The sequence below is a fragment of the Aquimarina callyspongiae genome (genome assembly GCF_034322225.1).
Taxonomy (GTDB): Bacteria; Bacteroidota; Bacteroidia; order Flavobacteriales; family Flavobacteriaceae; genus Aquimarina.
Map to the genome: position 1 here is coordinate 439,978 of NZ_JAXLPA010000003.1, position 12,176 is coordinate 452,153.

Consider the following 12,176-nt stretch of genomic DNA (forward strand, 5'->3'; position numbering starts at 1 on the left):
GGGATTTTTATTGATCCTAAGATTTTCTAGAATACAATAAAATTGATATTCTAAATATCAGATTGAGCTTGTTGAAGCCTTTATAAAATAATAACTTTGATAAACCTTTAACAAACTCACGATAATGGTGTGGTCAACACAATATAAAACCGCACAAACAACAAACAAAATCAAACAGTTAAGTTAATCAACTTACTTGATGTAATCATATACCTGATTATAAAACAGCACAGTTGATCAACTAAAAAACAAACAACACAATGAAATATTCAGTAGTAATCGTCGAGGATCATATTTTATTATCTCAGGCATTAGCGGGGTTGGTAGAAGGATTTCCAAAATTTAAGATATTATATATCTGTAAAAACGGACGAGAGCTCCTTACCAGATTTAAAGATCCTAAAAACATCCCAGACGTTGTTTTAATGGATATTAATATGCCTATAATGAACGGTATCGAAACCACTGCTGCCTTAAAGGAAGAATATCCTGATGTGAATGTACTGGCACTTTCTGTAGAAGAAGATGAAAAAACGATTCTCAAAATGTTAAGAGCTGGAGCAAAAGGGTATCTTTTAAAAGATACAGAGAAAAGTATTTTGGAAAACGCATTAATAGAAGTACAAGAAACCGGTTTTTATCACACCAAAGATGTAACCAATTTATTATTAGGCTCTCTTAATCCTAAAAAAGAAAACAAGGTTATACTTAAAGACAGGGAAATGGAATTTATAAAACACGCCTGTACAGAAAAAACCTATAAAGAAATAGCCAGTGATATGTGCCTAAGTCCTAAGACCATAGAAGGATACAGGGATTCTATTTTTGAAAAGCTAAATCTTAAAAACAGAACAGGTCTTGTCATATACGCCATAAAAAACAAAATATTTGTGCCATAACTTCAGTTTTTTTATAATTTATTTCTGTATGTTTTCTATATTAAATCAATAACAGATACTTCGTTATTTTCAATTATATTCATCATTAATTCTGCACTTAAAAAAAATGCTTTTTTGTAAATAAAATCAACTTTGGCGCGTTTATTGATTAAACCCAAAAAAAGGTTTTAGAAACATTTACTTTAGTATTATAGTTCTAAGGCTTTTTTAACGTAAACTAACCTTCTAATACCAGCAGAGATATACCGTTTTTGTTTATTTTTGTAAGTATAAGAACATCGATTTTTTTTATGCTAAAGCAACAACTAAATTTTAAACTTTCTCAAAAACTCTCTCCTCAACAAATTCAACTTATGAAGTTGATTCAATTGCCTACTCAGGCATTTGAACAACGTCTTAAACAAGAAATGGAGGAAAATCCTGCTTTGGACAGCGGTAAAGATAAAATTGATGAATACGATGATACTTATAACAATGAAAGTGCAACAGATGATGATTACGGTACAGAAAAAATTGAAACCGAAATCAATGTTGATGAGTATTTAAGTGATGACGAAATCCCAAGTTATAGATTAAGTTCTAATAATTATAGTTCTGATGATGAAGAAAAAAGTGTTCCTTATGCTTCAGGAACTACCTTTCACCAACATTTAGTCAATCAACTAAACACGTATAGGTTAGATGAAGAAAATCGAGAAATAGCAGAATTTCTTGTAGGGAGTGTAGATGAAAGTGGATATATAAGAAGATCTTTATCTGATATTCTAGACGACCTGGCTTTTACACAAAATGTATATACCACTGAAGAAAAAATAGAGAATGTTCTCAAGATTGTACATCAATTGGATCCGGCAGGTGTAGGTGCCCGAAACTTACAAGAATGTCTTTTGATTCAACTTGAAAGAAAAGAAACCACCATTCCTATAAAGCTTGCTTCTGAAATATTAAAAAAATCATTCGATCATTTTAGTAAAAAACATTACGATAAATTATTGGTTAAATTTGATATCGATGAAGAGGATCTTAAAGATGCTATTGAAGAAATAGAAAATCTCAATCCTAAACCAGGAGGTGCTTATGCAGGAAATAATCGTTTGATCGAGCACGTAGTTCCTGATTTCACAATACGTATTATCGACGGAGAACTGGAACTCACTTTAAACGGTAGAAATGCACCAGAGCTACACGTTTCAAGAGAATACAATAACATGCTTCAAGGATACAAGGCGAGCAAAGAAAAATCAAAATCTCAAAAAGATGCAGTATTGTTTATCAAACAAAAACTAGATGCTGCAAAATGGTTTATTGAAGCGGTTAAACAAAGACAGCAAACACTTTTTATTACCATGAGTGCAATAATGCACTATCAAAAAAGTTATTTCTTAAGTGGAGATGAGAGAAATCTTAAACCCATGATCTTAAAAGACATAGCAGACGAGATTGATATGGATGTTAGTACGGTTTCACGAGTAGCCAACAGTAAATATGTTGACACACCTTATGGCACCAAATTGATTAAAGAATTTTTCTCAGAATCTATGACCAACGATCAAGGAGAAGAAGTCTCTACTCGAGAAATAAAAAAGATACTGGAGATAACTATAGGCGAAGAAGATAAGAAAAAGCCATTAACCGATGAACGATTGGCAAAAATCTTAAAAGAAAAAGGATATCCTATAGCCAGAAGAACTGTAGCTAAATACAGAGAACAACTAGATATTCCTGTAGCCAGGTTACGAAAGAAGATTTAATGAATTTTTTTCTTAAAAGCATTTCATACATTTTTCATCCATTACTGATGCCTATTGCGGGTACAGTAATTTATTTTGCCACAGCACCAAGATTTATTCCTGAAAATATTATTATAGGAAAGATTTTTGGATTGGTTATAATTACTGTGTTAGTCCCTATCGTTTTATTCTTTTTTCTTAAAAACTCCGGACTTATTACCTCTATTCATCTGGAAAATGTAAAACAACGTAAAATACCACTGTTGCTTCAATGCTTTTTATTGCTTTTAGTAATCAAAATGGTTATTGATTCTTACAACTATCCTGAATTATATTTTTTCTTCCTGGGAGCTCTTTTTTCATCATTGAGCACCATTTTTATTGTGTTTTTCAATATAAAAGCTAGTATACATATGATCGGTACTGGAGCTGTAACAATGTTCACAATTGCTCTTAGTATTCATTTTGGAATTAATCTTACCTTGCTTATTGGCGCTATGATGGTTACCAATGGCTTAGTAGCCACTTCTAGATTACATTGTAAAGCGCACAGTAATTTAGAATTGATTTTAGGGTTCTTAATAGGAGTAATCCCTCAATTAACTTTGGTGAATTTCTGGTTATAAAATATAAAACATCAATCCAATCTTTATTGAATTAAGGCCAACATTTTCTCCATCAATCTTAGCTTCGTCATTAAATAAAGGATTTAGGTTATAATAAAAATGAAAATTCACCGTGTTCCAACCAAAGGTAAACATCGCTCCATACCTCCATCGATTCAATTCTTCAATTTTAGTTTGCCTCACCCTATTACCAGTCTGCTCAAAATTAGATCTAAAAGCATATAAATAACCAACTTTAATACCCGTATATATTCTATAAAATTTATGTGTATCAGCTACTGAGGTACGCCATCTAAATTCTAAAGGCGCTTCGACAATATGTGTTACAAATCGATTTGTATTAAAATCTATCCCTTTTAAACTGCTAAATATGCTTTGATCAGTACCTTCTTCCTCTCCAATAAACAAATTTTGACCATAAGTATTAAAAGAATAGCCCAAACCTAATCCAATAGCAACGTTTCGCCGCTTATTTATTGGCATATCTCGTATAAAACCAAAATGCATTCCTCCAGAAAAACCTGATTGATTTACATCTGCTGGTCTGTTAGAAAGAAGATTGAAGGTTAACCCAACATAAAACTGATCTTCTCTATATAATGAATCCAAAACTTTTGCTGGTTCAGGTTCAGAAACTACCTCTTGCGCATCTATATGCCAAATAGATAAACCTACCAGGAGAATTAAAAACAACTGCTTCATATAAGTCACTAAAATAAATCTATTTCTTTAAAATATAAGTCTACTTATAAAAAATCCTGCCTCACAGCAGGATTTTATACTCATGTTATACATTTCATTGTAAATTATCAATGGCTCTCCCCTCTTTTGTTGTATAGTTAATCTTAAGAGCTTCTACTTCTCTAAGCTCTTTTTTGACATCACCGATAACGCCCATTTTTGTCTCTTTATCCACTTTTAAGGCAGTAATAAGAAAAGGTCTTAATGATTCGATTCTTTGTTTTCTTTCTTCCAATACAAAAGATTTAATATCACTTAAACTCGCAAATTTATCATTAAGCTGAATTCTTGCTTCTGTGCCCAAGTTCTTATATCGAGAACTAGGTTTACCCACATAAATGTGCATAACCAGATCTTTTTTTTCTAATTTCTCCGTTTGATCCGCAAGTGGCAATCTGTTTTCAACTTTTAAAGTATCCTTTCTCATTACTGTAGCCACCATAAAGAAAAACAATAACATAAAAACAATATCTGGCAACGATGCCGTTGAGATTTCAGGTAAATTCGAGTTTTTTATCTTTTTAAACTTTGACATAATCTATAGTGTATTAAGTGATTGACTACTCTTTGTTTCAGCTTCTGAAAGCTTTTCGGGATACATTGATTGAACATTCTTTATTCGTTCCCTCAATCTCGACTGATCCTGAGTATCCTTAGCATCTTTTAGGTTTTCTATCATTTCAGAATATGATATCCCATAACGTTTAATAGATTCTCTGTTTCTTAATTCTGTATACGCTTTTACCAATTCATTTTGTACGGCTATGTAAGTTGCATAATCCGTTTCCCGGCTATTTTTAAGCGATATAACAGCTTTTATTGGGTTATCGGATGATTTAGAATCTCTCAAACCCTGACAATAGTCACAGGCATCCTCGTTTGTTCCTCCACCGTTATCCAAAAAAGCTTTAGCAGCTTCTTTAAGTTCTTCAAGTTTTATTGGAGAACCTTCAACCAGCAAGTCATTTAGTTGATTGACCTCGACTCTAAAAAGGTTCTTTTCTTTAATTTTAGGAATAATGACATCTTTTTTAGGTGGCGGAGGCAGTTTCCTACTAATGCCTTGATCAGTTTCTATAGTTGTACTAACTAAAAAAAAGATGAGTAATAAGAATGCAATATCTGCCATTGAACCTGCATTCACTGATGGTGCTTCTCTTCTTGTCATATTAAAATATAATTTAGGTTACTAATTACTTACAAGACAAAACCGTGGTTATAAATGATCTAATGACATTGGAGAAAAGAATCAGAATTCGAAACTTAAATAGTTATAATTCTAATAAATAGTAGGGGTAAATACATACGACATCTTTACTATGTAAGATGTCATTTGCTAAAACTGTTAAATTCTAAGTTATTCTCAATATCAATTTTTGGAAGGCTAGACATTGATCCTATTATACTAAAAGACCACAGTTATATTTACACTAAGACACAATTGTTATGCCAGTTTTCTAAATTGTTAAGGCATTATACCAAGAACAAACCTGCTCAATAACAGTAAAAAAAGTTTTAAATAAAATTCTCTTATACCAGGCTAGGTATCTAAATAGGTTTGATAAAATATTACAAATCGAAAAATCTTATAATTAAGAAGAAAAATAAGAGCATAAAAAAATCCTGCCATTGGCAGGATTTTTTACAGTATTTATAAAGAGTATATCTTTAATTACGTAAGTTATCAGTCGCTTCACCCACTCTGGTGGTGTAGTTAATTTTTAAAGCTTGAACATCTCTCAGTTCTTTTTTGATATCTCCTACAAGTCCCATATTGGTATCTCCATCAACCTTTAAAGCTGTCGTTAGAAAAGGTATTAACTCTTCTCTCTTTGAAGCTCTTTCAGCTAATACAAATGGAGCAATATCAGAAATCTCAGCAAACTTATCATTTAACTGAATTCTTGCTTGATTACCTGCACTTGCACGATATCTTGAACTAGGTTTTCCAGCGTAAATATACATTACTAAATCTTTCTTATCCAGTTTCTCAACTTGGTCAGCAAGCGGTAATGAATTCTCAATCATTAAAGTATTCTGACGCATTACTGTTGCAACCATAAAGAAGAACAATAACATAAATACGATATCCGGTAAAGATGCTGTAGAAATAGCTGGTAACTCACCGCTCTTTTTCTTTTTAAACTTAGACATAGAATATTTTTTATGTTATTATTTTATTTCTTTGGTTCTGCTTCGGAAAGCTTTTCTGGAAACAAAAGTTGAATCTTTTTGATTCTATCCTTAAGTTTTTCCTTATCACCACTATAATTAGCGTCTTTTACGTTCTTTTCCATTTCAACGAAAGAAACACCATATTCACGTTGTGCTTCTCTATTACGCAATGTTGTATAAGCAGCAACCAATTCATTCTGCACTGCTATATACGTTGAGTAATTAGTTTCTCTGTTATTACGTAAAGAAATTACCGCTTTTACAGGGTTATCTGAAGAAGATGGATCTCTTTTACCTTGACAGTAATTACAAGCATCGTCGCCATTTCCTCCTCCGTTATCAAGGAATTCTATAGCTGCTTCTCTAAGATCCTTTAATTCCATAGGCTCTTCTTCTACTAGCAAATCGTTATTCTTGTTAACTTCTACAACAAAAATATTTTTTTGCTTAAGAACTGGAGGCGGCTCTTCAGAATCCACCGGCGGTGGAAGCTTACGGCTAATACCGCTGTCTGTCTCAATGGTTGTTGTAACCAGAAAGAATATAAGAAGTAAGAATGCAATATCAGCCATCGATCCTGCATTTACTTCTGGTGCTGATCTTCTTGCCATAATTATTTACCTATTAATTTTTTAACTCCGGATAACACCATTAAACCTACTGCAACAGCAGCTAAGAAATAAAAGGCATATAAACCGGTACCTACCCACTTAGATCCACTAGCAGAAAGAACTTCTCCGTCTTTCATCTCAGTTTCTACTCCATTGGCCAAAGCAAATCCTATACCAATAACGACAAGGAAAGCAACAATACCAATTCCAGTTTTCTTAAGACCTGCAGGGTTTTTTAATAACGCTGAAAAAACAGCGATTAAAGTAGCTATAATGATGATGATAAAAATCACCCAAGTTAGACCATATAAAGGTGTAACGGCGGATCCAGCTATATCTAGCGGTAATTCGCGAGCTTCTGAAACACCATTATCTGCCATTAGCTTACCAATTGCACTATTCATTAGAAACCAAAGGATAATACCTATAGCTCCAACTGCCAGTACAACATATGATAATATTTTTGAAATTTTCATGTGTCTGTTTTTTTAATTTGGAATGACAACATTCCACAGATTGAATAATAAGTTTGAATTCTAATTTAAGTAATCTTAAAATCTACAAAGATTACATCTTAACAGAAATCCTTATTATTTCTTGTTTTTGTAAGCTACTAACATATCGATTAAAGTAATCGATGCATCTTCCATATCGTTAACGATACTGTCAATTTTTGCTACAATATAATTGTAAAATATCTGAAGGATAATCGCAACGATAAGTCCAAATACTGTAGTAAGAAGTGCTACTTTAATACCACCTGCTACAAGAGAAGGTTGCATATCACCAGCTGCTTCAATTTTATCAAATGCCTGAATCATACCAATTACAGTACCCATAAACCCAAGCATTGGTGCAAGAGCGATAAATAAAGATACCCAAGATACATTCTTTTCTAATTGTCCCATTTGAACACCTCCGTAAGCTACAACTGCTTTTTCTGCAGCATCGATGCTCTCATCAGCTCTATCAAGGCCTTGGTAATAAATAGATGCAACAGGTCCTTTTGTATTTCTACAAACCTCTTTTGCTGCTTCTACTCCACCACTATTTAATGCATCTTCTACATTTTGTTGTAATTTCTTAGTGTTTGTTGTAGAAAGATTTAAAAAGATAATTCTTTCGATTGCTATCGCAAGTCCTAGAATTAAACATAAAAGTACGATCCCCATAAATCCAGGACCTCCTTCAATAAAACGTTTTTTAAGTTCCTGATGGAAAGTCAATTCTTCTGCATCACTGGATGCTGTGTCATCTTGTACTATAGTTGTAGTTATAGGAGCAATTAATAATTGCACATTTGCCGATAATACCTGGGCAGGAGCAGTAGCTGCTTGTATGTTTCCGAAAGCCATTACTGTTGCGATTGCCAGAATAGAAAATAGTCTTTTCATTGCGCTGATTCTTAATTTTAATTAGTTAAAGGGTTAAAGATAAAAAAATATTATAAAAACTGTTATAATTTTAATAATAATGCAGAGAGGAAGGGATTCGAACCCTCGATACGCTTTTGACGTATACACACTTTCCAGGCGTGCGCCTTCGACCACTCGGCCACCTCTCTATAATTGTTTTCCCAAAAATTTGGTTGGGCAAATAACAAAAAAAATGTTAACTATTGAAATTTGAGGCGTTAATTTTCTGACATTTCACCACGCAAAGAGGTTTCATATATGGTTTTAAGCACTTTAAGTGGCAAATTTTCTCCCAATAAGTACATTAATTTGGCCAATGCAGCCTCTGTTGTCATATCTTTTCCAGAGATAACACCCGCTTTTTTGAGCGCTACACTAGTATTATACTTACCCATTTCTACACTTCCTCCTGCACATTGAGTCACATTAACAATTGGTATTCCTCTTTTTAAAGTATCAAAAATAATGCCGGTAAACCATTTTTTGGTTGTGGTATTACCTGCTCCATACGTCTCAAGAATTACACCTTTTATCTCATCTGATGATAAAATACTTCTAAGAATACTTTCATTTATACCAGGAAACATCTTAATGATAATAATATTATTATCCAGATGTGTGTGGTAAATCATTTTTTTTCGTCGATTGGCTTTCCTTAAAAAAGAAGTATTGACTTTAAGATGTACACCTGATTCAACTAATGCTGGATAATTTAATGATTGAAATGCTTCAAAATGTTCTGCATTAATCTTTGTAGTCCTATTTGCTCTTAATAGTTTATATTCAAAATAAAGTCCAACCTCGGTTATCACCGGTCTTCCTTTTTCTTGTAATGCTGCGATCTGTACAGCTGTAATAAGATTTTCTTTTGCATCTGTTCTTAAATCACCAATAGGCAATTGAGAACCTGTAAAAATAATAGGTTTACTAAGGTTTTCAAACATAAAACTTATAGCAGAGGCTGTATAAGACATGGTATCACTACCATGAAGCACTACAAAGCCATCGTAGTTTTCATAATCCTTATTAATAATGTCGCCTATCTCTTTCCATTTCTTGACATTCATATCAGAAGAATCAATAGGGTCATCAAAACTTATCGTATTAATAATACAATCTAATTGTTTAAGTTCAGGGATATTGAGTAACAGTTCATCAAAATCAAAAGCAATCAAGGCTCCTGTTTCAAAGTCTTTAATCATACCAATGGTACCGCCCGTATAAATTAAAAGAATGTTTGGTGGAGTATTCATTTGTAAAATCTACTATATATAATATGTAGCAAATGAACAAAATTAAAATCAGATTCAATTCATCTATACTCCAAATATATCTATAGAATTTTGTGTAGTGATATTAGCAATCTCTTCTGGAAGAATTTGATAGATATCTGAAAGTTTTTCCAACACTTGTATTAAATAGGAACTTTCATTGCGTTTTCCTCTATAAGGAGTTGGTGCTAAGTAAGGAGCATCTGTCTCCAACACTATATGTTTAAGCGGAATCTGGTCAAGGAATTTATCAATCTTCCCATTCTTAAAAGTAACTACTCCTCCTATCCCAAGCTTCATATTATAGCTTATTGCACGATGGGCATCTTCTATCGTTCCTGTAAAACAATGAAAAACTCCATAAAGATCTTCACTTTTCTCAGTTTCTAAAACTTCAAAAATTTCTTGAAAAGCTTCTCGGCAATGAATAACGATCGGGAGTTTATACTTTTTTGCTAAACGAATCTGATGCCTGAATGCCTCTTGTTGTTCTTTTAAAAAAGTAGTATCCCAATATAAATCAATACCTATTTCGCCAACTGCATAAAACTTTTTAGTAGAATCTATTTCAAATCGTTTAGACAATTCTTCTTCTACATGTATGATCTCTTCTTTATAATTTTCTTTTACATGAGTAGGATGTAAACCCATCATTAAAAAAACATTGTCTGGGTAAGAGTCCTCCATTTCATACATGGATTGGGTATATGTAGAATCTATAGCAGGAACAAAAAAGCGTTTTACTCCTTTGTCTATTGCTCGTTGCATCATTTCTTTTTGATCTTCTGCAAAAGCTTCGCTATAAATATGTGTATGAGTGTCGGTAAGTATCATGCCGCAAAAGTAATTAAATTTAGCTTTTGCTTTTCAACTTTTTTGACATCAAAGAAAAAGTTACTTTTCTATTAAGATATATTGATAATTCGCTCTAAAGGAATTATTGTAGATTGCTTTAAAATTACCGATTTATCAGTAATTCCCCATATTGTAGTTTCGACCTCTTTAGATCCTTTATCATCTGCAAAGATGATTTTAACCTTTAAATGCTCCAGGTTTCCCAAGCTCAACCCTCTTACTAATTTACGGTATCTATCTTTTTTATCTCTTTTAGAATCTAAAACCTCTCGTTTTGGGAAATGTAAAAACTTAATTTGCTCTTTTTCTATATGTTGTATTTGTTCATTGATCATCATGACATATTCTTTTTATTCATTCTATAATTTTAGTAGCAATTACCTATCAAAAATTACTCTGAATAACGGTTTAAATGTCAAAAATATTGTTAATTAACACTTTGTTTAAAAATTCAATACCTGATCAATCAAGTCTTTTTAACAATTCCTGAGCTTTGTTATAATCTTCGGCTTCTTCTGGAAGTATTTTTAGTAGTTCAACACACTCATTATATTTTTTTTGTTTGAGCTGATTAAGAGCTTCAAACCATAAAGCTTTATGCTGAAAAACTGAATTCCCTTTTTGTAGTTTTTTAAAAGTTACTGTTGCTTTTTCATATTTATCTTGCTCTAATAATGAAATCCCATAATAAAACTGATACTGGGTATTAGATGGGTTCTTGGTCAGCAACTCTGCCAATACTTCTTCTGCAAGTGCATAGTTTTCAGAATTAAATGCATTTTCGGCAGACTTAACCTCATCATTTGCTATTCCTCTTTCTGTTATTGTTAGTTCTGGAATAGAAGCATAATCTTTATACACAGGATTGCTTTGTCCAAAGAAATATACTCCAAAAACCACTGCTACACTTGCTGCAACGGCATACGCCCAAACAGGCATCTTAATTACTTTAGGCTTATTATTAGTTAGTTTTTGATTAAAATATGAATCTCCTATATTTCTAAGATTATTCTCTAATTCGATTCGTTCATTATTTGAAGTAAAGCTAGTTTGCAGATGAGAATTTAATTCTTGATACAATTTAAATTCTTCTTTCAACTCATCACTTTCTTTTATTAATTGAGTTAATCGTTCTTTATCTGAAGTAGAAATTTCATCACTACAGTATCGCTCAAATAATTCGTATTTTTCTTCTGGGGTCATAACATTCTTTTTATTTGGTTGTACTTAGGAGTGTTTTGAACCAATTGTGTTAATTGACCAATACATAAAGATTTCTTTTTTCTTACATATCCGTAGGATTGTCCAAGTTTTTCGGCTACTTCTTCCAGAGATTTTATAGTAAAAGTGGCTTTTAATAATTCTTTGCAGGCTTTTCCTAGTTGATCAAACATTTCAGTAAATAATTCGTGTTTTGCACTAAAAACCTCAGTTTCCTCGGCAAAACGAACACTCTCGTCATCTATAGATGCAACTTCTTCATTAATTGTTACCTCTTTCCCAGAAGATTTTTTTAACTCATTTAACCATCTACGTTTACACAGCAGAAAAAAGTAGGCATCAAAAGGGCAGGTTAAAACCAGATCTTTTTCTTTTGCCTGCTTGTATATAACTAATAAGGTTTCCTGTATGATATCTTGAGCTCTCGAATCATCGCCACTATTTTTTTTAATATACCCAATCACCTTAGGCGCAAATTTTTCATACATCTCTGCCAGAACAACAGAATCATTCTTTAAAAGAGCCTCAATATATTTTTGATCAGAATGTGGTTTGTTTTTTCCCATAAAAGCTAGGTTGTCGCAACTAATTTAAAAAAAGTTTGAAGATAAAGGGTAACAAAAAATCAGTGT

15 protein-coding genes and 1 tRNA gene are annotated in these 12,176 nt (G+C 32.4%); 3 read left to right on the top strand and 13 right to left on the bottom strand.

Features of this window, described 5'->3' with window-relative positions:
- The first annotated feature begins 260 nt into the window (after positions 1 to 260).
- From U0D62_RS14240 to U0D62_RS14250, 3 genes are all read left to right on the top strand, one after another.
- Positions 261 to 899 carry a response regulator transcription factor gene (locus U0D62_RS14240; RefSeq protein WP_322287974.1) on the top strand — a complete coding sequence of 213 codons (639 nt, stop codon included), beginning with the start codon at positions 261 to 263 and terminating at the stop codon, positions 897 to 899.
- A 290-nt stretch (positions 900 to 1,189) separates the two neighbouring features.
- The gene (gene rpoN / locus U0D62_RS14245) at positions 1,190 to 2,650 is read left to right on the top strand and encodes an RNA polymerase factor sigma-54 (RefSeq protein WP_322287975.1); all 1,461 of its coding nucleotides are present in this window, start codon (positions 1,190 to 1,192) and stop codon (positions 2,648 to 2,650) included.
- Entirely contained in the window at positions 2,650 to 3,255 is a 606-nt protein-coding gene (locus U0D62_RS14250) for a hypothetical protein (protein WP_322287976.1), read from the top strand. Before rpoN ends, U0D62_RS14250 begins: the two co-directional genes overlap by 1 nt.
- Here U0D62_RS14250 and U0D62_RS14255 read toward each other — a convergent pair.
- From U0D62_RS14255 to U0D62_RS14315, 13 genes are all read right to left on the bottom strand, one after another.
- Positions 3,250 to 3,957 (bottom strand): porin family protein, encoded by a 708-nt coding sequence (locus U0D62_RS14255; protein ID WP_322287977.1) that lies wholly within the window; start codon positions 3,955 to 3,957, stop codon positions 3,250 to 3,252. The genes U0D62_RS14250 and U0D62_RS14255 overlap by 6 nt on opposite strands.
- 94 nt (positions 3,958 to 4,051) lie before the next feature.
- On the bottom strand, positions 4,052 to 4,531 hold the full coding sequence (locus tag U0D62_RS14260) for an ExbD/TolR family protein (protein WP_322287978.1): 480 nt from the start codon (positions 4,529 to 4,531) through the stop codon (positions 4,052 to 4,054).
- Positions 4,532 to 4,534: 3 nt separating this feature from the next.
- A complete protein-coding gene (locus U0D62_RS14265; protein WP_322287979.1) occupies positions 4,535 to 5,164 on the bottom strand; it encodes an ExbD/TolR family protein in 630 nt (209 codons plus the stop codon).
- A gap of 500 nt (positions 5,165 to 5,664) precedes the next feature.
- Complete coding sequence (locus U0D62_RS14270) at positions 5,665 to 6,150, bottom strand: ExbD/TolR family protein (protein WP_322287980.1); 486 nt, start codon at positions 6,148 to 6,150, stop codon at positions 5,665 to 5,667.
- A 23-nt stretch (positions 6,151 to 6,173) separates the two neighbouring features.
- On the bottom strand, positions 6,174 to 6,782 hold the full coding sequence (locus U0D62_RS14275; protein WP_322287981.1) for an ExbD/TolR family protein: 609 nt from the start codon (positions 6,780 to 6,782) through the stop codon (positions 6,174 to 6,176).
- Positions 6,783 to 6,784: 2 nt separating this feature from the next.
- On the bottom strand, positions 6,785 to 7,258 hold the full coding sequence (locus U0D62_RS14280) for a hypothetical protein (protein WP_322287982.1): 474 nt from the start codon (positions 7,256 to 7,258) through the stop codon (positions 6,785 to 6,787).
- Positions 7,259 to 7,372: 114 nt separating this feature from the next.
- The gene (locus U0D62_RS14285) at positions 7,373 to 8,176 is read right to left on the bottom strand and encodes a MotA/TolQ/ExbB proton channel family protein (protein ID WP_322287983.1); all 804 of its coding nucleotides are present in this window, start codon (positions 8,174 to 8,176) and stop codon (positions 7,373 to 7,375) included.
- A gap of 82 nt (positions 8,177 to 8,258) precedes the next feature.
- Positions 8,259 to 8,346, bottom strand: a tRNA-Ser gene (locus tag U0D62_RS14290).
- A gap of 69 nt (positions 8,347 to 8,415) precedes the next feature.
- Positions 8,416 to 9,450 carry an asparaginase gene (locus tag U0D62_RS14295; protein ID WP_322287984.1) on the bottom strand — a complete coding sequence of 345 codons (1,035 nt, stop codon included), beginning with the start codon at positions 9,448 to 9,450 and terminating at the stop codon, positions 8,416 to 8,418.
- 63 nt (positions 9,451 to 9,513) lie between these two features.
- The gene (locus tag U0D62_RS14300; RefSeq protein WP_322287985.1) at positions 9,514 to 10,302 is read right to left on the bottom strand and encodes a TatD family hydrolase; all 789 of its coding nucleotides are present in this window, start codon (positions 10,300 to 10,302) and stop codon (positions 9,514 to 9,516) included.
- A 71-nt stretch (positions 10,303 to 10,373) separates the two neighbouring features.
- A complete protein-coding gene (locus U0D62_RS14305) occupies positions 10,374 to 10,661 on the bottom strand; it encodes a hypothetical protein (protein WP_322287986.1) in 288 nt (95 codons plus the stop codon).
- Positions 10,662 to 10,785: 124 nt separating this feature from the next.
- The gene (locus U0D62_RS14310) at positions 10,786 to 11,526 is read right to left on the bottom strand and encodes a tetratricopeptide repeat protein (protein WP_322287987.1); all 741 of its coding nucleotides are present in this window, start codon (positions 11,524 to 11,526) and stop codon (positions 10,786 to 10,788) included.
- On the bottom strand, positions 11,523 to 12,110 hold the full coding sequence (locus U0D62_RS14315; protein ID WP_322287988.1) for an RNA polymerase sigma factor: 588 nt from the start codon (positions 12,108 to 12,110) through the stop codon (positions 11,523 to 11,525). The genes U0D62_RS14310 and U0D62_RS14315 overlap by 4 nt, the downstream gene beginning before the upstream one ends.
- Positions 12,111 to 12,176 lie beyond the last annotated feature (66 nt).